Origin of the sequence: Rhodopirellula europaea 6C, assembly GCF_000338295.1 — a bacterium.
Taxonomy (GTDB): Bacteria; Planctomycetota; Planctomycetia; order Pirellulales; family Pirellulaceae; genus Rhodopirellula; species Rhodopirellula europaea.
The window spans coordinates 26,189-51,329 of the sequence record NZ_ANMO01000272.1 but is presented as its reverse complement, the minus strand read 5'-3'; the positions used below and the strand labels follow the sequence as shown (position 1 = coordinate 51,329).

At 55.6% G+C, this 25,141-nt stretch carries 21 protein-coding genes; 9 read left to right on the top strand and 12 right to left on the bottom strand.

Annotation, left to right across the window (positions count from 1 at the left end; all coding sequences use genetic code 11):
• Positions 1-3: 3 nt before the first annotated feature.
• The 3 genes from ispE to lpxD are packed head-to-tail and all read right to left on the bottom strand — an operon-like array spanning position 4 to position 3,152.
• Positions 4-993: a 4-(cytidine 5'-diphospho)-2-C-methyl-D-erythritol kinase gene (gene ispE, locus RE6C_RS29055; RefSeq protein WP_008662582.1), complete on the bottom strand. Its 990-nt coding sequence runs from the start codon at positions 991-993 to the stop codon at positions 4-6.
• Positions 994-997: 4 nt separating this feature from the next.
• A complete protein-coding gene (locus RE6C_RS29050) occupies positions 998-1,960 on the bottom strand; it encodes an LpxI family protein (protein ID WP_008662579.1) in 963 nt (320 codons plus the stop codon).
• Between the two features lie 49 nt (positions 1,961-2,009).
• Positions 2,010-3,152, bottom strand: coding sequence for a UDP-3-O-(3-hydroxymyristoyl)glucosamine N-acyltransferase (gene lpxD / locus RE6C_RS29045; RefSeq protein ID WP_008662576.1), 1,143 nt, complete (start codon positions 3,150-3,152; stop codon positions 2,010-2,012).
• Positions 3,153-3,358: 206 nt separating this feature from the next.
• Between lpxD and RE6C_RS29040 the strand changes: the two genes are divergently transcribed.
• Together RE6C_RS29040 and RE6C_RS29035 are read left to right on the top strand one after the other, a co-directional pair.
• Positions 3,359-4,285 carry a tetratricopeptide repeat protein gene (locus RE6C_RS29040; RefSeq protein ID WP_008662575.1) on the top strand — a complete coding sequence of 309 codons (927 nt, stop codon included), beginning with the start codon at positions 3,359-3,361 and terminating at the stop codon, positions 4,283-4,285.
• Positions 4,286-4,466: 181 nt separating this feature from the next.
• A complete protein-coding gene (locus tag RE6C_RS29035; RefSeq protein ID WP_039963852.1) occupies positions 4,467-6,077 on the top strand; it encodes a glycine--tRNA ligase in 1,611 nt (536 codons plus the stop codon).
• Between the two features lie 155 nt (positions 6,078-6,232).
• Here the strand turns inward: RE6C_RS29035 and RE6C_RS29030 are convergent, their stop codons facing one another.
• Positions 6,233-7,147: a UDP-2,3-diacylglucosamine diphosphatase gene (locus RE6C_RS29030; RefSeq protein WP_008662572.1), complete on the bottom strand. Its 915-nt coding sequence runs from the start codon at positions 7,145-7,147 to the stop codon at positions 6,233-6,235.
• Between the two features lie 554 nt (positions 7,148-7,701).
• Here RE6C_RS29030 and RE6C_RS29020 point away from each other — a divergent pair.
• From RE6C_RS29020 to RE6C_RS33370, 4 genes are all read left to right on the top strand, one after another.
• Positions 7,702-8,550: a succinate dehydrogenase cytochrome b558 subunit gene (locus RE6C_RS29020; protein WP_008662570.1), complete on the top strand. Its 849-nt coding sequence runs from the start codon at positions 7,702-7,704 to the stop codon at positions 8,548-8,550.
• Between the two features lie 41 nt (positions 8,551-8,591).
• Positions 8,592-10,601: a succinate dehydrogenase flavoprotein subunit gene (gene sdhA / locus RE6C_RS29015; RefSeq protein WP_039963836.1), complete on the top strand. Its 2,010-nt coding sequence runs from the start codon at positions 8,592-8,594 to the stop codon at positions 10,599-10,601.
• Positions 10,602-10,689: 88 nt separating this feature from the next.
• Positions 10,690-11,544: a succinate dehydrogenase iron-sulfur subunit gene (gene sdhB, locus RE6C_RS29010; RefSeq protein WP_008662566.1), complete on the top strand. Its 855-nt coding sequence runs from the start codon at positions 10,690-10,692 to the stop codon at positions 11,542-11,544.
• Complete coding sequence (locus RE6C_RS33370) at positions 11,545-11,934, top strand: hypothetical protein (RefSeq protein ID WP_039963835.1); 390 nt, start codon at positions 11,545-11,547, stop codon at positions 11,932-11,934.
• Between the two features lie 126 nt (positions 11,935-12,060).
• Here RE6C_RS33370 and RE6C_RS29000 read toward each other — a convergent pair whose 3' ends face one another.
• The 7 genes from RE6C_RS29000 to RE6C_RS28970 form a co-directional block, all read right to left on the bottom strand.
• The gene (locus RE6C_RS29000; RefSeq protein ID WP_008662564.1) at positions 12,061-13,626 is read right to left on the bottom strand and encodes a proprotein convertase P-domain-containing protein; all 1,566 of its coding nucleotides are present in this window, start codon (positions 13,624-13,626) and stop codon (positions 12,061-12,063) included.
• Positions 13,623-16,295 carry a secretin N-terminal domain-containing protein gene (locus tag RE6C_RS28995; RefSeq protein ID WP_008662562.1) on the bottom strand — a complete coding sequence of 891 codons (2,673 nt, stop codon included), beginning with the start codon at positions 16,293-16,295 and terminating at the stop codon, positions 13,623-13,625. The genes RE6C_RS29000 and RE6C_RS28995 overlap by 4 nt, the downstream gene beginning before the upstream one ends.
• A 326-nt stretch (positions 16,296-16,621) precedes the next feature.
• Positions 16,622-17,080, bottom strand: coding sequence for a hypothetical protein (locus RE6C_RS28990; RefSeq protein ID WP_008662561.1), 459 nt, complete (start codon positions 17,078-17,080; stop codon positions 16,622-16,624).
• Between the two features lie 137 nt (positions 17,081-17,217).
• On the bottom strand, positions 17,218-18,669 hold the full coding sequence (locus tag RE6C_RS28985) for a GntP family permease (protein ID WP_008662560.1): 1,452 nt from the start codon (positions 18,667-18,669) through the stop codon (positions 17,218-17,220).
• Positions 18,670-18,713: 44 nt separating this feature from the next.
• Positions 18,714-19,487: an arginyltransferase gene (locus tag RE6C_RS28980; RefSeq protein ID WP_008662558.1), complete on the bottom strand. Its 774-nt coding sequence runs from the start codon at positions 19,485-19,487 to the stop codon at positions 18,714-18,716.
• Between the two features lie 43 nt (positions 19,488-19,530).
• Positions 19,531-20,715 (bottom strand): DUF1559 domain-containing protein, encoded by a 1,185-nt coding sequence (locus tag RE6C_RS28975; RefSeq protein ID WP_081605792.1) that lies wholly within the window; start codon positions 20,713-20,715, stop codon positions 19,531-19,533.
• The gene (locus RE6C_RS28970) at positions 20,666-21,313 is read right to left on the bottom strand and encodes a DUF2306 domain-containing protein (protein ID WP_236618606.1); all 648 of its coding nucleotides are present in this window, start codon (positions 21,311-21,313) and stop codon (positions 20,666-20,668) included. The genes RE6C_RS28975 and RE6C_RS28970 overlap by 50 nt, the downstream gene beginning before the upstream one ends.
• 147 nt (positions 21,314-21,460) lie before the next feature.
• Here RE6C_RS28970 and RE6C_RS28965 point away from each other — a divergent pair, with 147 nt between their 5' ends.
• A complete protein-coding gene (locus tag RE6C_RS28965; RefSeq protein ID WP_236618605.1) occupies positions 21,461-21,679 on the top strand; it encodes a hypothetical protein in 219 nt (72 codons plus the stop codon).
• Positions 21,680-21,688: 9 nt separating this feature from the next.
• On the opposite strand, the gene RE6C_RS28960 is transcribed toward RE6C_RS28965, so the two are convergent.
• A complete protein-coding gene (locus tag RE6C_RS28960; protein WP_008662550.1) occupies positions 21,689-23,014 on the bottom strand; it encodes a hypothetical protein in 1,326 nt (441 codons plus the stop codon).
• 596 nt (positions 23,015-23,610) lie between these two features.
• Between RE6C_RS28960 and RE6C_RS28950 the strand changes: the two genes are divergently transcribed.
• Positions 23,611-23,814: a hypothetical protein gene (locus tag RE6C_RS28950; protein WP_008662546.1), complete on the top strand. Its 204-nt coding sequence runs from the start codon at positions 23,611-23,613 to the stop codon at positions 23,812-23,814.
• A 73-nt stretch (positions 23,815-23,887) separates the two neighbouring features.
• Positions 23,888-25,042: a DUF1559 domain-containing protein gene (locus tag RE6C_RS28945; protein WP_039963826.1), complete on the top strand. Its 1,155-nt coding sequence runs from the start codon at positions 23,888-23,890 to the stop codon at positions 25,040-25,042.
• Positions 25,043-25,141: the final 99 nt, after the last annotated feature.

The following is a 25,141-nucleotide window of genomic DNA, read 5'->3' as shown; positions in this document are numbered from 1 at the left end:
CCCCTATGCGATGTGGATCTCCGACGGCACCACATAACTCATAACCGCTCGGATCAATGCGCCGCCCGGAAAAGTCGAACGCAAAGTTTCCGCAGCGATTGCTGCTTGTTGCGACGAGTCTGCCAAAGCGAAGCAAGCCGAACCGCTGCCCGTCATGTGGCAATGTGTCAGTCCAGCCTTCGACAGACATTCTAGGGCGGGATCGATGCGCGATGAAAGCCCGCGTGCGGGCGCTTGCAAGGCGTTATGCAATGAAAACTCGGATTCCGCTGTGATTCCTTGCAAAGCACGCAGTAAATCGTTGCTAGATTGGGGAGAATCGGGGACTTGGCACCTTGAATAGACTTGTGCGGTCGAAATACTCGCCGCGGGGTAAATCACGACTGCGTGCAGCGGATTGGCTAATGTGAAGAACTTCAATTTCTCACCGCGTCCCGTTGCATGCGCGCATTGGACAACACGATCGGCTTCCAGATCACCTAAGAAAAATGGGACATCACTTCCAATTTCCGCGGCCAAGGAAAGCAGCGTTTCGTTCTTAAGCGTTGCCGACAGATCAGATTGTGTCTCGCATGCGGCGGCCCATCCCAATTTCAAAGCCGAAGCCGCATCACTGCTGGCGCCACCCATTCCCGCCCCACTTGGAATGTTTTTGCTCAGTTGAACTTCCCAGCCGCCTTCTAAACGCAACGTTTCGGTGAGGCGATTGAGAGCACGCACGACGAGATTTTTGTCATCGGTCGGGACAAGCAGCAATTCGTTGTCTTCATCGACTTGCAATTCTGCAGCAACCGAAGTTCGTCCATCCGTCCAATCAACCGACAGTTGGACGCCGGGAACCGTTGTGTGACGAACGCGAAGTTCATCACGCCAATCGATCGCGACCATCACGGTATCCAGTTCATGAAAACCGTCATCGCGACGTGCCAAGAGCTCGAGAAAGAGATTGAGTTTGGCGGGAGGCGACGTGGAATACCAACGAGATTCGGTCACTGGTTCAGGCTGCTTTTCGAGAAGACGACAGGTGGTCTTCCATGGTATCAGCAGATGCCATCGCTACCAAAGCGATCCCGAGTCGGTCGGCAAGTTGGATGGTTTCTTCGCTGTCGAGCAGGATCGTTTTTTCGGCTTCGATTGCGATCGCCGCTCCGCCTGCTTCATGAACGCGTTGAATCGTTTGGGGCCCGATCGTTGGCACGTCGAACCGCATGTCTTGATCTGGTTTGCTGACTTTGACCAATGTCCAACCACCGCGACGACATAGTTCGCCAGTTCGTGCGATGCACGCGTCGGTGCCTTCAATGGCCTCGACTGCGATGATCGTTCCATCTTTGATCGTGATGGCTTGTCCGATATCCAATCCACCCATCGTTTTCGCGATTTGCCATCCAGCAGAAATGTCAGACTGAATCACTGATGAAGGTTTACGGCGAGTCAGTTGTCCTGTTTTGGCAAGCAACTCAGGGGCTAAGTCCGTAGCGGAGCATATTTTCATCGCGTGATTCTCATAGGTGTCGATCACCGCACCGAGCAATCTGTCGTCGCGTGCGTCTCGGCGAGCGCCAAACAAGCAGGGCCAAAATGTCTTGATACACGTCCAGTCCGGCGTATGACGAATCCAAACCGAACCACTGTAAAGCAAATCTGACTTGAAGAGTTTTCCTGCCATCGTCACATGCGCGACGTCATTGCGTTTGAAGTATCGAAGATGGCCTCCGAAACGACCCACGCCTGACCAAAGCACGCTTTCACAAATGTCGTTGAGCTCATCGCCCGCATGACCGGTGATAGCCACGCAGTGAACCGGATGCCCGAGTGCCTTCAGCTTTTCGGCAACGCAGATTGGAAAACGTCCCCACCCCGCGATCAAACCAACCGGCGCGCCATCGGGCACGTCGCGGAGAATTGATTCGCAATCAAGCGGCCGGCTTTCGCTGGTATCGTGAACCGCGTGTCGCATTGGGAGAGCGTTTGTCATGGCAGTGCAGCTATGCGGGAACCTAAGTTGATTAGGCCGCTTTGCGCTGGTTGGTGTCGGCGGGTTGTTCTTCCAAAGCTTCACTCAGCCGACCGATTCGTTGAGTCAGTCGTTTCAGTTCACGACGCATCTCCGGCAGTTTGCGTTGAACGGCCATGATCTGCATTTGATCGCGTTGCGGTGTTGCTGGCGAACCTAAATAAACTTGGTTGGGAGCAAGGTCATCCATCACACCGGCTTGAGCACCGACGATGACTCCGTCGGCCAATGCGATGTGGTCCTTCAGCCCGACTTGGCCGGCCAAGACGACATAGTCCCCGGTTGTGCAGCTGCCTGCGATTCCGACTTGGCTGCACAACAAGTTGTGTCGACCAATTTGGCAGTTGTGCGCGATCATGACTTGGTTGTCGATCTTGGTGCCTTCACCGATTCGTGTCGCACCATAAGTGCCACGGTCGATCGTTGAGCTGGCGCCGACTTCCACATCGTTTTCGATCACGACATAGCCGAGTTGTGCCGTTGGGATGTGGCGACCGTCGACCATTTTGTATCCAAAGCCGTGGGCTCCCACGACGGTGCCGGCATGCAGCGTGACACGCTCGCCAAGTTGGCAGTAGGCATACAGAGTCACGTTGGGATGAAGCGTGCTGTCCGCACCGATTTGGCACCCCGCCCCAATGTTGACTCCCGGTGCGATGGTGCAACCGGGACCGATTTCGACATTCGCACCGATGTTGGCCGAGGGATGCACTTGGCTGGTTGGATCCACCTTGGCTGTCGGATCGATTCCGCTGACCGGCATTGTCTCGCCAAGTGCCGGACGGTAGTGGCTGACCAGTTTCGTGAACGCTGCGTGGGGATCATCGACCAAAATCTGCAAGCGAATCGGGGAGGCTGCCACGTATTCGGGTGCGATCACCGCGAAGGCTTGGCTGTCAGCCAATTGGCCCGCGTGGTTGGCTTGGTCGATCAGCGTGATTTGTTGAGGTCCCGCTTCGGCCGGCGGAGCAGCACCCGTGCAAATTGTGGAGGAGATTTCAACGCTCGGGGATTTTCCTTGAACGGCACCGTCCGACGCATTGGCCTCGTCAGTGGTGCAGTCGCTGAAGTCGAGCAATTGACCACCGACGAGATCGGCGATTTCTTGCAGTGACAATCCGTTGGAAGACGCCATTTGAAAAATCCTTTTTTCGTGACGTGTGTCGGGGTGCGGGGCGAGACCGTGGGTGCCTTCCTTGTAGCGGCAACCCACAAATTGACGCAACGTGAATCGTCGGTCTTGCGACGGTTCGTCAGAAAGGACTAGTACAGGGCTGCATGACGCGCGTTAGTGTTCAACCTGCGCGTTTTCCGAATGGCTCCAGCACCCAGTCGCTAACGATGCCCAGCCCTGCTCTTCGCAACGATTCTTATCTTTCGTCCGCCTCCCCGGTTTCGGTCGGCAAGCCGTTGCATGCCAATGACGCGACCACAACGAACCCGAACGGTTTGCGGATTTTCAATCCAAATGACAACGCGGCGGCGGGATCGGCAACTGAGCCCGTTCGGCAAAGTCGATTGACCATTTGGAGTTGTTTGACCGCCTCCCTGATCGCGGGAACGATTTTCGCCACGATGACCGGGTGCCAATGGGCCGCCGGAAGTCAGAACACGCAAGGTGCGGCTCTGTACAACCAAGGACAATACACGGCGGCGATGGAGCAATTTCAGAAAGCGATTGCTTCGGATCCAACCGACTCGGACGGCTACTACAACTTGGCCGCCACGACGCATCGATTGGGAAATCAGCGACAAGATCCCAATCTGATCCGCCAAAGCGAAGCCCTTTACAATCAATGTCTGGATCACGATCCCAATCACGTCGACTGTCATCGCGGATTGGCGGTATTGCTGGTTGATTCCGGCCGTCCCGACCGAGCCTTCACTCTGCTGAAGAACTGGGCGGCCCAAAATCCAGCCCTGGCCGAGCCACGCATCGAATTGGCGCGCCTCTATGAAGAGCACGGCGAGCCACAAACCGCACTGAAGTACCTGGAAGACGCCGTGCAACAAGACGCCAACAACGCTCGAGCGTGGTTGGCACTGGCTCGTTTGAGAGAGGCCAGCAACGATCCTGTTCAGGCATTGCAGAATTACCAGCGTGCTCTCGCCCTGGGTGGAGGCGTTTTGGGCCCCAACGGTGCGATGGTCAGCGAACGAGTGGCGGCACTCAGCCGTCAAATCAACTCGACCCGCGACGCGGCATCGTTCAATGCGGGCGGCACGCAAATGGCCACTCCGGCCGGATTCGGCTCGTCCCGCTATTGAATTCCGGTTTGAAATCTCCCGGGATTTCGGCGGTTTTTCGTTCCAAACGCTGTCAACTCAGGGCAGATTCACGGTTCTTCGCGTTTGGACCAGTGGGATAGGCTAGCGAACGAATTTGGGGACAATGTTGGGTTGGATTTCCCTTCACTCCTCGATTGCCTGCCCGATTCTCATGAAATCAATGGACGCCTTGGTGTCGTTGTGCAAACGACGCGGTTTTCTTTTTCAATCCAGCGAAATTTACGGCGGTGTCCAAGGCTTCTGGGACTACGGACCGTTGGGCGTGGAGCTAAAACGCAATCTGAAAGATGCGTGGTGGCACGACATGATCTCCGGGCACAACGAATTGGTGTCGCCCGCCGGTGCTCCATCAACGTTCGAGATGGTGGGGCTGGATTGCACGATCATCATGCACCCGCAGGTTTGGAAGTGCAGCGGCCACTACGATCTTTTCCACGATCACATGGTGGATTGCCGCGAATCGAAGAAACGATATCGCTTTGACCAAGTCCGTGGTCGTTTTGTGGAATACCAAGGCACCAAGATCTTTGTTTCAACGCTTGCTGAGATCGAGCAAGAAGAAGACGAAGTGCGACGCCGTGGCATGAAGTTTTTCAAGCTTCGTCCCAAAAACGCGGATGAACTGACCGTCGAAAAAGAATCGCTAACGCTGGACAAGCTCGATTCGACCGACAACGTCCTCGCTCCCGATGCGAAGACACTCGGAACACTGACCGAGCCCCGCGAATTCAACTTGATGTTCAAGACCACCTTGGGTGCTTTGGGTGGCGAGGAAGACACGACATTCTTGCGTCCGGAAACCGCGCAAGGCATTTTCGTCAACTTCAAGAACGTCGTCGACAGTTCTCGCGTTCGCATCCCATTTGGAATTGGCCAGGTCGGCAAGAGCTTCCGCAACGAAATCACTCCGCGAAACTTCACGTTCCGTTCGCGTGAGTTCGAGCAGATGGAGATCGAATTCTTCTGCCACCCAAATCAGTCGCAGGAGTGGTACCGCTATTGGCGTGATCGCCGAATGGCTTGGTACACCAAACTCGGTTTGTCCAGCGAATCGCTAATCATGCGGGAGCACCACACCGAGGAACTGGCTCACTACAGCGTCGGAACCGCCGACATCGAGTACGCGTTCCCCTTCCTTCCCGAAGGTGAATATGGCGAATTGGAAGGTATCGCGCACCGCGGCGATTTCGACCTTCGCAGCCACATGGAAGGCAAGCTGGATCCGGCAACCAATCCGATGACCGTCGAACTGAACGAGCACGGCAAGCCGAAGCATCGCGGCAGCGGCAAAGACCTTGCCTACCGCGACGACATCACGAACGAGAAATTCGTGCCGCACGTGATCGAGCCTTCCGCAGGTGCGGACCGTGCTGCACTCGCGTTCCTCTGCGAAGCGTACACGGAAGACGAAGCGCCCGACGAAAACGGCAAGATGCAAACTCGAACGGTCATGAAATTGGACCCACGTTTGGCACCGATCAAAGCCGCCGTATTCCCGCTCGTGAAGAAGGACGGGATGCCGGAAGTCGCGCAAGAGATCTACGGTGCGCTCAAAGAGCACTACAACGTCTTCTACGACGCCAAGGGTGCGGTGGGTCGACGTTACCGTCGTCAGGACGAGGCTGGAACGCCGTACTGCATCACCGTCGATGGCGATTCGCTGACGGACAAAACGGTCACCATCCGCGACCGAGACACCCTGGAACAAACCCGAGTCAAAATCGACGACGTCATTTCAGAGATCCAGTCCCGAATGAAAGCCTCCACCTAATCAGGCTCTTGTGCGACCATTCCTGAGCTTTGCTGAAAGGGTGATGATGCAACTGGAATTGTGTCGTGGGTTCGGTCTTAGAACCCGCGCACAGAACGGTGGTGAAGATCTATCACGTCAACCTGAACGCATCAAACGATCGTGTGAGTCCCCGCTCACCCCATGCCGGTGAAGAGGTGGCGTTTGATGGCGGCGGCTTTGGGGGTGAGTTGGTCAGTGGCTTGGGATTGAGATTTGGCGGATGCCGGGGGGACTCGATCGGGTTGGTCGAAATCGATCAGTTCCAGTTCTCCGTTTCCGTACTCAACCATCGCAGTGGCGTTTTCGACCCAGTCGCCCAGGTTGAAATACAAAGGACGCTTGGCATTGGGATTGTCCGACGTGGGGCTGAGTCGTCGTACGGTTGGAATGTGAATGTGGCCGCAAACGATTGCGTCGCAATCATTTTCGCAAGCGTGCTGGCGGACTTTTGATTTGAATCCGCTGACCCACTGAACCATGCGTTTTGTGGTCTGTTTCAAATAACGGCTGATCCGCCGAGGCTTCATTCGCAACCATTTCAACACGCGGTTGATCGCTCGGTCAGCGGTCAGCAAAATCGTGTACAGGAACGTGCCGATCAGTGAGAGCCAATGGGCTTGGCGCTCGACTTTATCGAATTGGTCACCGTGCAGGACCACGATGCGGCGGCCATCGAAGGTTTCGTGAACGAATTGCTCGCCGATGGTCACGTCATCCGACTCGGCGGTATGGGGCCAGTCCACATGCCGCAGGTAGTCGTCATGATTTCCCGGCGTGTAACAAATTGCCGTGCCTTCCGCGGCGAGTTCGGCCAACCGATTCAGCAAGCGGTCATAAATTGGCGGCCAATACGGCTGCATGTGCAACACGCGGGCGTCAATGAAATCACCAACTAGATACAAGTGTTCAGGTGAGTGGCTGTTGAGAAAGGCAAGCAGCCGGTCGACTTGGGCGTGGCGAAGACCGAGATGAACGTCGCTGATGAAGATCGAACGAACTGACCGGGTTGCGCGGTGTTCAGCCGCCGCTTTCGCGGGCGCAACCGTCACTTCAGATCGTGAAGGGGACTCCGTTCGCCGGCGGCGAGGAGGCAAAACGGCGGACGATTGAGTGGGCAAAAAAGTGATCAACAGGGTGGTCCATCGGGCCAAACGAAGGTCAACGTGTTCGGTGTCAGGATAACCACTGACATCAAAAGTCGAGTCCCAATGATTCGAAAGAAGAAATCAATTCACGAAATAATCACTTGGTACCTCGCATATCGGCGTCGTTTCGACTGCCCACGTGGTGCTCGATGCCCACCAAAGCGTTTTACGGGCAGGCATTCTGCGACTATCCGCATTTTCAGGCTTCTGGACCCAACTGGCGGTTTGATCGCAAGCGAGGAAAGCACCGACGTTGTCAGGAGGACACTTCAGCGACAGATGGTCGCAGTTGTGGGGAACGATTCCCGCGGCTCTCTAGGCTGAACCGTCCGCAAGGCGTAAACTCCGATGGTGGAGCCGATGGAACCGATACGATGGACGCGTTGTTGCGTTATCTCAAACGGTGAACGACGGTTCTACGATTGGCCAGTTTCCACCTCAAGAAGACCTGGACCCACGTGTCTGAACTCACTCGTTCGCAATCGTTTTTCCTGCGTCACGAATTCGCCATTCGACGACTGCACTCGCTGACCGGGATTGTGCCGCTGGGCGTTTACATGGTCATTCACTTGACCACCAACGCCAGCCTGCTCAATGGGACGGAAACGTTCCAACGGGCGGTGTTTATGATCCATAGCCTCGGGAATTTGCTGCCCGTGGTGGAATGGGGAGGCATTTTTGCCCCGTTGTTGTTCCACGCGATTTTGGGCGTTTGGATCATCAGGACGGGCAAGTCAAACCTTGGCAATTATCAATTCACCGGTAACCGCCGTTATGTGTGGCAACGCTGGACTGGTTTGATCGCCTTCGTTTTCTTGATGACGCACGTTTTGCACCTGCACGGTTGGTTCCATGCTGGATTTTGGCTGGCAATCGTCGAGCCGCTTGGGTTTGCGAGCTTTGACCCTTACAACGCTGCTTCGTCACTTGGCGAAGCGATGCAGGGCTATGTCTGGCCAGCGTTTTACCTGGCGGGTGTCTTGGCGACAGTTTATCACTTGGCCAACGGCATCTGGACCGCTGGAATCACCTGGGGATTTTGGGTTTCGCCACATGCTCAGCAGCGAGCTACCAAAGTTTGTGTGGCCTTCGGTGTCGTTTTGGCGGTTATTGGGACGGCGGCCTGGTGGGGTGCAGTCCGAATGGACGCCGAAGACATCGCTCAGGCCCGAGCCGATGAAAACATCATGTACGAAGCGGCCAAGGAAACCGGGTTGGCTTACGACATGCCCGAGAAACGAACGCAGGTCGACGTCGAGGAACTGGGGAATGAACCCAACTCCGACGACGACTCAATCACCGAATAAGTTTGCACCCACCCATTTTGATTCTTTAAAGGAAACATTCCATGGCACAATCCAACTCGCCTACCCGCGTGGTTGTCGTCGGGGGTGGTTTGGCCGGTTTGGCGTCGACGATGAAGTTGACCGAGCTGGGCGCTCAAGTCGATTTGATCAGTTTGACCCCGGTCAAACGATCGCACAGCGTTTGCGCTCAGGGCGGCATCAACAGCTGCAACGACGCGACGCGGCAACTGGGCGACGATGAGTGGAAACACCTCGACGACACGGTTTACGGGGGTGACTTTTTGAATCACCAACCGCCCGTCAAAGAGATGGCTTACTGGGCACCCAAGGTCATCGAGCTGATGGACCGCTTGGGCGTGCCGTTTAACCGTACCGGCGAAGGTTTTATTGACCGACGTCGGTTTGGTGGAACCCTCTACAAACGAACCGCTTTCGCGGGTGCGACCACCGGGCAACAGTTGTTGTATGCGTTGGACGAACAAGTGCGTCGCCAAGAAGCCGAAGGCAACGTTCGCAAGTTCGAATTTTGGGACTTTCTTGGACCTATCCAAGATGAAACCGGCCGCTGTCGTGGGGTGGTTGCTCAAGACATGGTATCGATGGAAATCAAATCATTTCCTGCGGACGCTGTCGTGGTTGCGACGGGCGGATGCGGCCTGATCTACGGACGCAGCACGATGAGCGTGTTCTGTACGGGCAGTGCCGCGAGCCGTTGTTTCCAAAACGGTGCCAAGTACGCCAACGCGGAATTCATTCAGGTGCACCCAACGGCCATCCCTGGTGCTGACAAGCTGCGTTTGATGAGCGAATCGGCTCGTGGTGAAGGCGGACGCGTTTGGGTTCCACGCACCCCTCAGGATTCTCGCGGTCCTCGCGACATTCCCGAAGCGGATCGCTACTACTTCTTGGAAGAACGCTATCCCGAATACGGGAACTTGGTTCCACGCGACATCGCGACGCGTGAGATCTTTGATATCTGTGTCAATGAAGGGCTCAGTGTCGAAGATGATCGCATGTGCGTGTACCTCGATTTGACGCACATTCCGCGTCACGAGCTGGATCGCAAACTCGGTGGCATCTTGGAAATCTACGAGAAGTTCCAAGGCGTCGACCCACGCGACGAACCCATGAAGATTTTCCCAGCCGTTCACTACAGCATGGGTGGATTGTGGGCGGATTATGTGAGAAGCGAAGATGGCGGGATGGAAGCCGGAGCACCTCGCAATCACATGACCAGCATCGACGGTCTATATGCCATTGGCGAATGCGATTACCACTATCACGGTGCAAACCGATTGGGTGCGAACTCATTGCTGTCGTGCATTTTTACCGGTTTGTTCACCGGTTCTTCGATCATGAACTACTCGGCATCTCAGCAGTCGGGGGCGGACGATGTGCCTCAATCGCTGCTTGATGCCGCCGTGAAAACGCAGCAAGACCGGCACGACCACCTGCTCAACGGAAATGCGGGAAGCGACGAGAATCCATACCTGATTCACCAAGAGCTGGGCGATTTGATGACCCGCGTTGCCACCGTGGTTCGTCGCAATGACCAACTGGAAGAAGCGATCAAGAAGGTCGACGAACTGCACGAGCGAGCGATGAAGGTTTCATTGGCCGACACAGGTTCGTGGACCAACCAAAACGTCATTTTCGCGAAGTCATTGCAAGACATGTTCCCACTGGCAAAAGCCCTGCTCAAGGGAGCTTTGCAGCGAGACGAGTGCCGTGGGGCTCACTTCAAGCCTGACTTCAAGAAGCCATCGTTGACTTCCGAGGATCCCGTTGAGCGTCGTCGCCAAGCCGAAGCATGGTGCGATGAGTTTGAAGCCAACAATGAGAAGTATCTCAAGACCACGGTTGCAACCTGGAACGCCAGCACGAACCAACCGGATCTCGCTTACGAAAATGTTGATACATCGTTGATCCCACCGCGTCCGCGTTTGTATGGATTGGTGGGTGCCGAGGCGATCGAAGAAGTTTGGAACGAACGGGCCGCCAAGAAGTTGGCTCAATCGAAATCGGGCACGGGGTTGGTGGGAGCCAACTGAGTTCTCCTTCAATTTTCAATCCCTGCGACTCCGACGATCGCTCTGTTCACCACACTGCCTCTCAACCACTTTTTGAATTCTTGCTCCGATGATTGCTCTCGAACCTTCGAAAAAGAAACGACCCGAGTTCATCAACGTTCGCGTGCGCCGTCAGGACGCTCCCGGCGAATCGCCGTATTGGGAGCTGCACAAGATCAAATATGAGCCAGAGATGAACGTGATCAGCGTTCTTCAACGGATCGCGGCTCAGTCGACCAACCGCGACGGCAAGAAGGTGACTCCTGTAGCCTGGGATTGTGGTTGCCTGGAAGAGGTTTGCGGATCATGCACAATGGTTATCAACGGCCGAGTCCGTCAAAGCTGCAGTGCGTTGGTCGATCGTTTGCTTGTGGACAATGCTGATGAAATCGTTTTGGAGCCGATGAGCAAATTCCCCGTCGTTCGTGACCTCGTCGTCGACCGGGCTCGGTTGTTCCAAGGCTTGGAGCGAGTCAAAGCTTGGGTGCCAGTCGACAGCTACTACAACATGGGTGCCGGCGAGCGGATCCTGCGGGAAGACCAAGAACGTAACTACCCACTCAGCCAGTGTATGAGCTGCGGTTGTTGCGTCGAAGCATGCCCTCAATACAACAAGATCGAGCTGACGCAAAAGTCCGATGAAACGGAAGAGGAATTCGAGGCTCGCAAACGCCAGGCTTACTCCGAGGCGTTTGTCGGTCCTCATGCGATTTCCCAGGCGATGTTGTTCAACAACCATCCCACCGGAAAATCGTTGGCCGGCGAGCGACTGGACGCATTGGAGGGACCCGGTGGTTTGGCAGCCTGCGGGAACGCTCAAAACTGTGTCGCAGTTTGTCCTAAAGAAATTCCACTGACAACTTCCATCGCACGTGCAGGGCGAGCGACGACACTTCACGCTATCAAGAAGTGGTTCGATAAGTAATTGGTTTGGTTGCGGTATTTATGGGCCGCTCCCAACACACTAATCGGAGTGACAATCGGATTGTTGTTAGGAGGGCGTGTCGTGTGGGTTTCGGGGGTCGCTGAAATTCACGGACGCTGGATTGCCCGGGGCCTGCGATCGATGCCTGTTCCCGCCGCAGCCATGACGCTCGGCCATGTGGTGCTTGGGTGCACGATCGCGGACCTGGAACGAACTCGCAGACATGAGCGTGTTCACGTGCGGCAGTATGAACGCTGGGGTCCCTTCTTCTTGCCCGCCTATCTAGGTGCTTCGTTGGTGTTAAAGCTGATGGGCCGCGATGCGTATCGAGGCAACCCATTCGAGATCGAAGCTTACGCAGTTGATGACCCGTCAAAGCGAAGCTTCTAACGTGTCCCTCAAAGCAACTTCCGGTTTGAATGACCGTACGATGGACTTCGAAGTCCGTCGATGGCAGCGTTCTTCACCAACTTGGAAGTCGGTCGCACGGCCGACTAGATCCTGAGTTTTCAGTCTTCAGGGCTTCGACGTGTCCGGCGTGATGTCGAGACTCCAGTTGTGCAGCAATCCAAAGCGTTCGCTGCGTGTCCCCGCGATGACCAATTGCCAAGTGCCTTGAACGCTTTTTCCATTGAAAGAGCTGAGGCTAGGTTGATTCTTGAGGCGGCCTTCGGGAATGAACGTTCCTTCGAATGGTGGGCGAGCCTTTGTGATCGGCAGTCGTGCGTCGTCATCGAATCGTGTTCGGTCGAAGTGATCGTCGTGCCCGCCGACACCGGAGAAGAGTTCGATCTTCGTTTCATCGGGACCGATCAAATAAGCATCGAGTGCTTCATCGTGAGTGTGTGTGATTGAGAGCTGCACGTTTACGTCCGCGATCACATAATCTTCCTCGATGAAGATTTCGGAGACGACTGTTTTGCGAGGTGGTAGAGCAGAAGCGGTTTCGTTTCGGTAGTTGCCGCCCATTAAAGCGGTCGATCCTGCAAGCTCGCTTTTGGTTAGCAGCCCATCCGCATTCTGGTCGTAAGATTCAAACTCAGCCAGCAATTCAGGGGTCCATTCGGAGGTGAATTCGGGCATGGAGATCTGTTGATCACCGTCTTCGTCGCGTTCGAAGAACCACGGTGGCAAGCCTTCTGCGTCCTGGTCTTCTTGTTCTTGAACTTGAATGAGGTGGTCGTTGAGTTCGCCGCGAGAAATCTCGCCGTCTCGGTCGAGGTCAATGCGACCGAAGGGGATGCCCATCGCGACGGTCTCGCTTGCTTCCAGCCGCCCGTTGCGATTCTTGTCAAATCGTTCCATCACGGTCGAAGCGAGGTAGTAGCGCCGATCGCGACGCCAGTAACGTGACTCATCTTCGCGGCTGGGCCGTTCTGTCTCGCGGACCTCGCTACCCACTCGTCGGCGTTTCTTGATCAGTTCACCCGATGCATTCGAAAGCAGACGCCGTCGAGCGTAGCGTTGGGCCAATTCGATGACGCTGAGTCGATTGTCACCGTCGTAGTCTTCTTCGAATGGATCCCGGTATCGCCAATCTGCTCGTTCCACTTCACGTCGGTCAAGGAATCCATCTCGATTGCGATCACTTCGCGATAAAGTGCGCTCGGCTTGGCGATAGTCGGCGGCCGTGTACTGGAACTTCATCTCACCCAGCCCGAACTCGGGAACCATCGGTTCATCGTCCATTGGACCGAAAGGTCGCACAGTGATTTCGCTTTCGGGGTCGACCTCTCGTGAAGAAGTGCCGTTCTGCAATGCGTGATAAATACGCACCGCTTCCTGCCAACGCTCGACCGAGTTGTCCCGGTTCAGGTCCATTCGGCGCGCTTCGGCCACACGTTCGAGATAGGGCCGAGCGAGTGCCGTGATTTCTTCTGGTTCAATATCGCCGTCTTGATCGCGATCGAGTCTTTCCAACGATTCGCGAAGCCCCGATTGTGCGCGGGCGACGTTGCCGTCCGACACCACGGCAGCGGCCATGGCTGCCATCGAGACCGGCAGAGCGGCTCGAAGAACGGTGCGACGCAATGACTTGATGAACGAAGAGGACATGGTGACGTTCCAGTGGAATCGCATCATCGTCCTCCTCGGTCTCGCGAACGATCGCGGGATGAAGATGTGGTCGGTCGCCGGCTAGTGATCGTCGACGCACCAAGCACTTGTTGCAGCACTTCGCCCATGACTTCATCGCTGCTGGGAATGATGACTTCGACCGCTTGTTCGCCACGCGAATCGATCGTTTGAACGAGCGTTTCCACTTCGGCAAACAGTTGCTGAGGTGCGGTCACGATCAAGGAATTGCTGGCTTCGTGAACGGCGACGGTCATCTTCGGTTCCAAGTCACGAGCCGCTTGGGAGGCCGATTTCTTGGGTGGATTCTTTGAATTGCCGCGGTTGTCGCCATTGCGCGCCGCGTCGCGTGCATCGGCATCGTTTCCACCACCGGCTGCCGCATTGGCTTTGCCCGGTCCTTCGGCCATACGACCGGCGTAGGCTGCTTGAACGGCTTCCGCAACATCCTCCGCACGGGTGTGCTTGAGTTCGATGACGCGGGAAGTGCCGTAGGTTTGAACCGTCGTGATGCTGCGGTCTTTGTCGATGATCTTGAGATAGTTTTCGATCAAGTCGATGTCGTCGGAGGATCCCTGAGCGATCAAGCGATTCAAACGCGAATCGGAAACGATCGTGATGGAGCCAAACAGCAACGTCATCGTTCCGTCACGAGTGGTCAGGAAGCTGCCAAGGTAGCCGCCGGATGAAACCGAAGTCATGGTTCCATTGATCAGCGTTCCAGCTTCGCCTTCCTTGGCTGCCTCTCCACCCTCAAGCAACTCAGCCAGCATTCGCAGGGCGTCGTCTGGACGAATGTGTTGCAGGTAGAATGCGATGGGGGGAGATGACGCAGGCTGCATCGATGTGCCGAGCGAACGTAAATGTTGCTCAAACTCATTGAGGGCCGTGGTGTCTTCGGATTGCAGGATCAACCCACGTGACGTGATTTGGCAAGTGATCGGCTCGGATCGCGAACGTGTAACGGTTGTCAGCAAGCGAGCTTCGGTGGGTTCGTCGGTCAGGCTGCGTTTGCTGGTCAGTTCGAGGGCCTTGTGGTCAGGTCCGGGATCAGAGCTTTCAGACGCGTCACTTTTGTCTTCGTTGGGGACGCGTTCAAGGACATTTGGCGAATCGGATTGGTGTCCTGGATAGAGGATCACCGGATTCGTCGATTGCCAAAACTTGGCGCCGGTCTCCAGCAAGCGTTCCGCGTTTTTGCCTTTGAACGGAAGCACGCGAATTTGCTCGGCGTCGCTTGCCCCACCGCCTTTTTCGAGTCCTTCGACGATGGTTTTAATTTGGTCGATGCGATGACGTTTGCCTCGAACGAAGAGTCGGCGATTGCCCGGGTCAGCGTCGATTCGAGGGGTGTCCGGATCGATGTCGTCTGGATCGGCGTACTCGTCAGGCAAGTCCAACATCTGATCGATCAAGCTGATCGCGTAGGATGGATCGACGGACTTCAGTTGGATGACTTCGAACTCATCATCGGCGGCTCGCAGTTCTGACACGGTCTGGCTGATTTCTGCTTGGGTTTCAGCCGAAGCCAAAGCGACGATCGTGCCCGCGTCATCGTCCATCGAAAGACGAACAGTTTTGCCGGAAAGCAGTGTTTGCAAGACGTTGTAGACCGTCCGAACGTTTCCGCCGGGAACGAGGTAAGACCGAAGTTGCATCGATTCGTTCGAAGTGGCCTTGGCAGAGTCGGGTTGATCGACCGCTTTGACCAAACCTTCTAGTAGCTTCACTTTGTCTTCGATGCCGGTGACGAAGATGCTGTTACCACCTAGATCAGCCGACAGGCTGACATCAATGCCGATCATCTCATCCGTCGCCAGGCCCAAGTGCGGTCGAGCAACCGTCAGCACGTCGTCCGCGGTAACGTGTTGCAACTGGAACGATTGGACGATCGTGCCGTTGTCCATTTCGTCCAATTTGAACGCCGACAGAACTCGTTGAACGCTTCTCAGTTTCGCGACGGAATCGGTAACGATCAGTTGGTTGGTTTTGTTGAGGACCGTGGGACTGGTCATCAAGTTCAGCGCCGACAATTCTTGAACAGCGTCTTCTCCATCGATCTCACCGAGTGAGAAAATGCATTTGACGACGTCGTGTGGTTTTCTGTCGGCGAGTTGTTCGGCGTCGACGAACTCGGCCAACGTTTCAAGCTGTTGGACTCCGCGCGGGTCGGTCAAATCGATGACCGAAAGCAAGCGACCGCTGCGAACCAACGTGAAGCCTTCCGAGATCAGAAACAGATTGACTCGGTCAATCGCTTCTTGAACGGTGAACTCGCTGTTGTCGGTGTAGGTGAAGCTGCCCGATGGCAACTCACTGATGTGCAAGGCTAGGTCCGCTTCATCGGCCAGCCACTGGATCACTTCACGCCATGGAACGCCGTTGAACGAGAACCGCAAGGTTTCCGCTGTTTGCGAATCAACGTTTGGTTGTTCGACCGAATCGGCAGGGGTGACGTCGACAACTTCGTCGGCTGAACATGGACGAATGTTCGGTGCTGCGGTGCCAGTGCCCATGCACGCGCCGGCCAGCACGGCCAGAACCAGCGAAGCTCGAACCCGTCGTTTGCTCGAGACGCTGCGATGACGCTTGGTCTTCAGACCTGCGGACGCATCGCGGCCTGAGAAACATTCGTCCAAAGCGACCCATCGCTTTGGGAAGTTCAATGCATTGTTCATGAGGCTGGAAGCTCGGTGGCGGTGAAACCAGCGGCTTTGATTCGGTGGGAGGTGGGAGCGATCGTAGGAACTGTCGAAAATGCTGATCGCAGGGGGGACTTGTAGACTACTGAATTATCTAGCAGAGTCAATGTTTTTCGGGGGTTTCGGGCTGTCGAAGCCCCTCACAATCGATGGCCTTCGCTAGTTTCACAGCGTCTTTCTTGGCAAAGTCGCCGTATTCAGACGTTGAATCATTCGAAGTCGCGACGCGGATTGACCGACAAATCTAAATGCGGCCCGAAAGAGGGGTGCCGAGCGTCCATCTCGGTGGCTGCGTGGTGGGCTCAAGCGGATCGAATTTGCCGAATCAGGGCGAGAATTGCCTCGGCTTGGTCGATTCCACCAGCTTGCTTCACGAATTCAGCACCTGCCTGCAGCGTTTCCATGCTGACAGCACCCGAAGTGGGGGTAGGTACGGACGGTGGGTTTGGCGTCGCTGCCGGTTCCGGGGCCGCGGCGGCTTGGCGGCGGCGTTTCGACGGAGCGGACTTCTTTGCCGCCTTGCGTTTTTCCTGCGAGCGAACGTTCCCGACGTCCTGGTATTTGATGCCGTGTTCTTCCAAAGCGGCAACGATTTCCGTGTTTCGAGCCTCGGGATGAGCCTGGATGTAGCGGCGAATTCGCTCACTTTTGCTCATCGCAGGTGCATCTGACTTCGACGGCGATCCAGCGTCGTTGCTGGCAGTTGGAACGGAGTTCTCCGAGTGGGAGGCGTTGATCAAATCGGGTTGGGTTGTATCCATGAACGTTCGTTGCTAGCAATTTTTGGGCAAATCGGAACGTCTCATTAAAATCGCTCGACTGGAAATTTGAAACCGTTCATCGGTACATCTGTGCCTTCGTTGGGTGAGCTGGCTGTTGTTTCGCCATCAAAATGAGGTCACACGGCGGGAAAGATCGCCGCGGCAACCACGGTGACCAGCAATGCCGAAACACCCAATGCGGCACTCATGGGAGAGATGGTTCGCAAGGCTTCTTTTTCGGTCATGCCCGTCATTTCGGAGATGATCCAAAACGCGCTGTCGGTCATCCATGAGATTGGTTTGCTTCCCGCACCGATCGCCATCGCCAAGTAGACCGGGTGAAACGGAAGCTCGCCGCTTGTTGCCAGCGATTGCAGAATGCTGGCCGAAGTGATCATCGCGATGGTCGCCGAGCCTTGGATTGTTCGGATCGCGGTTGTCACGAGGAACGCCAGCGGAAGCAACCAAAGCCCCGGGAATCCCTTTGCGATGGAGCCGACGACTTCTGCGATACCGGCTTGGTAAAGCATTTTGCCCATCGCCCCGCCCGCGGCGGTGATCAGGATGATGGATCCGGCGGACGCGATCGCAGCCGAAACCACTTTGCGTCGTTGATCGTTGGGAACCCAGCGGATCAATCCAAAAGCGACGAGGCAACCCAAACCCAACGCGAGGTTTTTGTCGCCCAAGCGAAGGATCCAGCCCAGCAGTTCCGATTCCGCGACGGCTTCGCTTCCGTAAATGGATTTGATGGTCGAACCCAACGCGATCAGAACCACTGGCAAAGCGATCGGGAATAGCGACAGCCACAACGGCGGCTTGGGTGGGATCTCCGTTGATTGATCGCCGGCTGATGCCAGACGCTGCGTTTCGGGGCGAATCTCCTCGCCATCTTCGTTGCGAAGTGGCAGGTCGACAAAGTGATTGATGACTCTAGCCGCTGCCAATGCAATCACGCTGGTGATGCTGCCGATGCCGAGACCGGCGATCAACATCGCACCGATTTCGACTTCCAGAAAAGCGGCAACCTGAAGTGGGCCGGGCGTGGGCGGGATCAACGAGTGCGTGATCGATCCACCCGCCAAAATGGCCAGGATGAACAACACGTAGTTCTTGCCGGTTTTGCGTCGCAAGGATCGAGCCAGCGGAAGCATCAGGTAGAAAACCGTGTCGAAGAACACGGGAATGCCCAGCACAAACGACGCCGCAGCCATTGCTTCGGGAGCACGTTGTTCCCCGGTCCAGCGAAGCATGGTGTCGACGATTTTTGCCGCCGCACCGGACTGCATCAGCAATCCGCCGATAACGCTGGCCAACGCGATCACGATTCCAATGGAACCGGCGGTCGCGCCGAAGGCATCTGCGACTCGTGCCGACGCGGATTGGCCCACGAAGGCGGTGGCTTCGGCGTCAGTGAATTTGCCTTCGGCCAATCTTGCCGATGCGAACGATGACAATTGAGCCGGCGTGGTTAGCATCGCAACCATGATTGCCGTCGATAGCAACGCCAGAAACGGATGCAGTCGAAACGCGAGGATCGAGACCAGCACCATCGTCACGGCGAGCGCGACCAACCACCAAATCGTCAAGGTTTCTACTCACAGCGTGGGGAATGGATGTGTGACGCCAGAGTCTACTCCAAGCAGACACGCCATTGCCCGTCGATCAAACGTTCTTGTGGTACGAAACGAGATTTGTAATTCAGGTGCGGGTTCTCAGCGACATACAAACCCAAGTAGACCCAGGTGCGACCGTTGTCTTTGGCCCACTGAATTTGCTGCAGCACCGCGAACGTGCCCAAGCTGAATTTGGATGCGATCGGATCAAAGTGGGTATACACCGCACTGATGCTTTGTCGACCGATGTCCATGATTGATATGCCGACCAATTGGTCTTGGTGTCGGATCTCAAGCTCGAGCGTTGGCCAGCACGTCGCGATCAAAAACGTTTCGTAGTCCGATGCGCTGATGTCGCCATCTTGGGCCAAACCACGGAGGTTGCGATGGTCGTTGTAAAGACGAACACGATCAGCGTCGACTCGCGGGGTTTGCCAACTCCAGGTCAGTTCACGCTCCGCCTTCTTCAGGACACGACGCAGTGATTTGGTCAGCTGGAACTCATCCGCTAGCAAGCGAGTTGGTTGGCAAGCACGGCAATTTGGACAATTCGTGTGATAGACGAATTGGCTGCTACGACGAAAGCCCGCGGCCAGCAGCGTGTCGGTGTCTTCGCTACGGCGTGGTGGCGTTGGGAAGTACAGCGGCATACGAGCCGGTTCGCCATCGATGTAGGGGCAATCGCTGACGGCATCCTGAACCAACATCATTCGATGACGCAGGGGCTCAGCACTTTCGGGATAGCCATCTCTCGCGGGACTCATGTCATCCAGCGTATCGGATTGCTTCATCGATGGAGAAGGCTGCTGTTTTGTTGCCAAACGGTTTCCTGAATCAAAATTCGGTGGTCGCCAATTCCTGGCTGCGAGCGGTCCCAAGTGCACCCCAGACACCATACGGGCTTTCTGGGTGAAAGATTGAGGTAGGTGATTCCGAGGCGGTTTGCTTGGAAGAGTTGTCATCGGCAACGCCAGCCGTTTCGGAAGCGTTGGCGGAGGTCGTCTCATCGGATTCCGTCGTTAGAACGACCGCGGCGGTTGAGTCGCCATGGTCGATCGATTCGGTGATGAATTTGACCGCGCCATCGGCCATCAACACATGTGCTCCACCTTGATGAAAGCTGCCGGCCGAATAGATGCCTGGGGCGGTCAATCGCGTTCCGACGGAACAGCTTGGCGAATTGGGTGGCAGAATTGTGTTGACGGCGGCAATTGCCGAAGCTCCATCTGCCCACCGACCGCCCCGCCCGACGCTGGCGAGTTGGACCGATGGTTCGTAGAAATTGGGACGATCCACATCCAGGGTCTCTTTGCATCGACTGGGAGACTGAAGAATTCCTATGCTCTGCCCAATTGCCGTTTGTCCAATTATATGGCCGTCACCCGAATCATGGCCGATTTCACACATCGCAATCGTATTGGTCAGTCCATCAGTGATCGTTCGGAAGTTTGGGATATGCGCCCCTGCGAAAATGCCTCGCACTGTTCTTGTCGACGAGTGCTCGGTGTTGAGCAGGTCAACTTGGTCGCCGACGCAAAACGCATAGCTCGTCAATCCAAATGGCTCAGGACCGGCCGGTGAAGCGGGACACTGATAGGTTTGAATCTGCGTGGTCCAAGGTTCGTAAGTTTCGACCCAGGGCGCCGGGCCCATTGGCGGGTACAGCATTCCGTTGAACTCAGCGGGGTTAGAAATGGTTTGCCATAGCTCGGGTTGCTCCATAAACGGAAGCAACGCCACCAAGCCACTGAGTCGTCGAGAGTTGCCATCGCGTTCGGATGGCCCTCGAAGTGTGCCTCCTTGAGCGGAAGGAAGGTGTTTGTAGGCAGAGTGATAATTGTGAAGGCCAAGCCCGATCTGTTTGAAGTTGTTGCTGCACATCATCCTTCTGGATGCTTCGCCGGTCGTGCGCATCGCGGGCATCAGCAAGCCAGCCAAGACACCGAGGATGATGATGACCACAAGAAGTTCAAGCAGTGTGAAGGCGTGACGTCTTGGTTTCGCGGTGTGCAGCGTCATGACATTTTCTCCCGACTTCGAAAAGGAACCATGGGACCAACCAACTGGTCCAGGCGATAAGACGGTGTGCGAAATCCGTTTCGGTACCCGTGACGATCGTGAACCCCACCACCACTCGATGCAGCAAGGGTGAACACAGCAACAAAAAGCAACGAGCTGCCCAAAGACGATGTTGGGTCATTCGCCCAACCATCGCACTGCGGATTGCCATTGCCATCGTGACCGCTGTTGCCAATGACAACAGCGTGAAGGCTGCTTCAGCGGTTGGACCGGCCATGGCGTACTGGGCCATCACCAAACCGCTGGGGAACAGAAAAAACAGAACCACTGCGGCTTGCACGCGGCCGATAACACGGTGCCACGGTGGAATGCGTTTCCGCCGAGATCCGCTGAAGAACAGCGCCGCACCTTGAACCAATGCGATTGGTCCGGCAACAATGTGGACGTAGAACGCGAACCGATACCAACCGTGAAAGTGACCTCGATGTGCGGACAAAAACACGGAGTCTTGCAGGTTGGCGGGGAAGTAACCGCGGTATGGAATCAGCAACTGAATCAAAACACTCACGCCGAGCACGATGGTCATGGCGGTTGCCACTCGCAGTAGTCGGTTCAGTCTCGCTCGATCAAGATTTGCAAGCGTATCTCGATCGGAATTTTTGAAGAGTGAATGCTCGGAAGCCATCGGTTATCCTCCGGCTTAAGTCTAACCGCTCCGGAATCACCGCACCAAATGGATTGCAGCATGAATGAACCGCAAGCTTCCGAATCGAACCGGCAAACGCCAGGGAATTCATCCCAAGATGAAACTGAACCCCAGTGGAATCAGTGCTCACCCGCGAATGCGACGCAGGGTGTTTGCCCCGTTTGTTTGGGGCGAACCTTGATCGAAATTCGCGGTAAGTTGCAGTGCCAGCGTTGTCACACGATTTGCGAAACTTGCTGTGAAGGCGGCCGCATCTAAGTGTTGCCGCTAGCGAGGTTGTCTGACAAATCGCCAATCCGGTATTTCTGCCACACGCTCATTCGGACTGCTGTCAGTTGCTTTTGGCGTGACCGGATTGTCGGACGGTTGCCGGATGAAACTTCGCGTTGATGCCGATGGTGGCGGTTGATGAGTCAGCGAGTCCGTCGCGGAAGGCGTGGGCCAAGACAGAGGTCCGACAGAGTCCGTTGACGGATCCGTTTCATCTTCTGGATAAGGCGGAAGCAATTGTTCCAGCGGCACCGCATCGTCCAACTCGGGTTCTTCGAGAGAAGAGTCCAGCAGGTCGCTCGAACTAGGTTGCAGGTCTTCCGAGGGTTCTTCTTTGATCGAAGGTGGCGGTAGTTGCAGCGACTTTTCTTTCAACAGTTCGTTGACCTTGTTCTCGTCGAGCAGTCGTCGTTGCTCGCTTCCAACGGGTGGTCCTCCAAACGTTTGAAACGGTTCCACTTCGTCTGGTTCGATCAAGTACTTCTTGTACTTCTTTTCCAAACGCTGGTGTTCTTGGTAGTCACGAAAGCGTTGGATCTCTTCTTCAGTTAACTGATGCTTGGGAAGCGATGTGGCTTCCGCAGGTGCATCGATGTTGGTGTCAGCGTTGTTGGATGTTTGTGCGGGTTGCGATGCCGCGGAGGGATCCTCATTGGCCAACACCGAGAACCCATGGTGGGTGAACTCGTCGATATGATTGGAGTGCAATTCGAAACGCGGTGAGTTGGTCCGTGGATAGTGACCCTCGATGGACTCGTGATCGACAATAGGATCGACGGGGCGAGCACCCACTTCGGTCGCGGCGGCTTGGAAGCTGACTTCGCGAGCGTACTCATCAAAGCGATCGTAGAATGTTGGCCGCCTTGTGCTGGGCAACAAGGTCGGACGCAACATGCTGAAGCCATCGCGGGTACGGCTGGCATGCAATGAGTTTGGTTTGCATGTCCCCTGGCAACTTGGTGATTGGCAGTTGCGGCACCCCATCACTTTGTCGGCCAAGTTGCCGGTGCGAGCCGGATAAGAGCGTGGCGGTAGATTCGCCATCGGACGCATGCCGCTGCTGTGGCAAGTGTGATAGCCATCGCCCCAACTGCACCCGCAAAAGCGTCCGACCCGCTCAACCATCTCCGGGAATCCTGCCGAGCTGGTTCCGATCCAGCCGGGACCAGCCGACAGCATGGTGCACCCAATCGCGACGGCGAGTATCCGACGGCGTCGAAGCATTCGATCCACCCGAAGGACCGCGGAAGCGATCATGCGAGTGGATGTTGCTTCGTGGGCGTCGGAGGCGGAAGCATCAGTGGGTTTTGAAAACCATGTCATGAAACAGACTCAAGCGATGGCGGCGGGACGAGACGCTTGGTCGCCGAAGCGGTGCCATGCGATCGCGTCAGAGCGACGTCTCTCCCAGGGATCGACGCGAACGACCCGATCGCTTCATCCGCCAGAACAGTCGCAAATGATTTTTGCAGCCGTTGGGACGGTCAGCGCGGTTAGTGAATCTTGAAGGTTCGTATCCGAGTTCGAGAATGGTTTTGCAAAGCATTTCAGCCGCAGTTCCAGTCAGATCGCAGCGCAATGAGCGAAATCGAACAACACAAGTCGGGTCGATAGGCGAAGACGTTGCGACAACGGCTTTTCGGATCCAATTGGTCGAACGGTTTGAATTGGCGGCAGAATGATCAACCTGAATGCTTCTTTGCGGTTGGACGCAAGCCCTTTGCGTAAAAAAACGCATGCAAATTGTATTAATAAGGTATGTTGTCAGTTGGGTGTGGGCTAATATATGTATGGAATAACGATTGCAGCATGAAGGGGTTGCCGAATAGCTTCTGTGAAGCTCAAAGCCGCGACAGCAGCAAGCAAGTCTCGCAATTGCTCAAAATGAACCCACTTGGTTGAAGGTAAGAAATATATCCATGAAGTATTCGATATTCGCTGCCGTTCTGGCCGTGTTCTTTTGTGTTTCATTGCCCGGATGTGGTGGCGGTGCGGAGAACTCAGTCACGGCCCCCCCGGAAGATGTCCCGACTGCGGAAGAGTTGGCCGAATCCTACAAGAGTCAGGCCAAGGATTACGCAGAGCAACAACGAGAGATGCAGAAGCGGGATTCAGGCCGGTAGTTTTTTTAGGGGATTGGAGCCAGCACGGTCTGACCCATCCCTGTTTTTTTAGCAAGCTTTTCAAGAGGACATTATGAAGTCAAACTTTTTTCGCCAAAGCCGTAAGGGCTTTACATTGGTGGAACTCCTTGTCGTGATCGCTATCATCGGTGTGCTCGTCGGGTTGCTCTTGCCAGCTGTGCAGGCAGCTCGCGAAGCAGCTCGCCGCATGAGCTGTAGCAATAATTTCAAGCAAATTGGCTTGGGGCTGCACAACTATCATTCTGCATTCAACCAATTCCCTCAGCAGATGGGCGGTACATACTGCTGCACCGGCGCGGGGGCAGCTGGTGATAATGAGTACATTTTAAGCTGGTTGGTAGGCATCTTGCCACAAATTGAACAGCAAGGACTGTGGGAGCAGATTAGCAATCCATACGCCTTGAACGGTGATGGAAGCGTCAAGAATCCTCCTTACCAAGCGATGGGGCCTGTGCCGTGGGACACCAACTACACCCCATGGCGTACGACCGTTGGGACCTTCCGTTGCCCGAGCGATCCGACCGTCGGTGTGGGTGGACAAACAGGGCTGAACAATTACTCCGCGTGTATCGGAGACTCGATGCAGACGACACATACGGGTGGAGTTGACGGAGAGGGTAACGTTGTCGATGCCGGAGCGAAGTCTCGGCAACGTGGTGTTTTCGAGAGTCGTTACACGACTCGGTTCCGCGACATCTTGGACGGTACCTCTAACACGATCGCGTGTGGCGAGATCGTCACCGACGCGGGCAACTTGGAAATCAACTCGCAACCCAAGATGAACCAGCAAGACCCATTCTTCTTTGATCCGGAGTTGTGCTACCGCGACAATGTTGACCCGAACCGACCTCAGTTTTGGGCGAATGCAAACGACACAGGTGCTGCTGATCAACGCCGCGGCAAGCGTTGGGCAGATGGTCGTCCAATGTTCACCAGCGTGAATACAGTTCGTCCACCCAACAAAGAAAGCTGTCTTTGGGGCGGTGATGGTTCGGACGGAACCTACACGATGGGAAGTCGCCACCAAGGTGGTTGTCACATCCTCATGGCCGATGGGGCGGTGAAGTTCATCACCGACAGCATTGAGGCCGGTAATCAAAATCGTGCGACGCTTCCAAAGGCCGGTCAGCCTGGCGAAGAGAGTCCGTACGGTTTGTGGGGTGCTTTGGGAACCAAAGCCGGAAAAGAAACGAAGTCGCTCGAGTAGAGCTAACTTCAATCGTCAAAGTTTGAACGACCGAGTGTTGTTCAGGTCGTAATGATCTGGACAGCACTTTTGTCGTTTCTACGGCCAGCAATTTTAGTC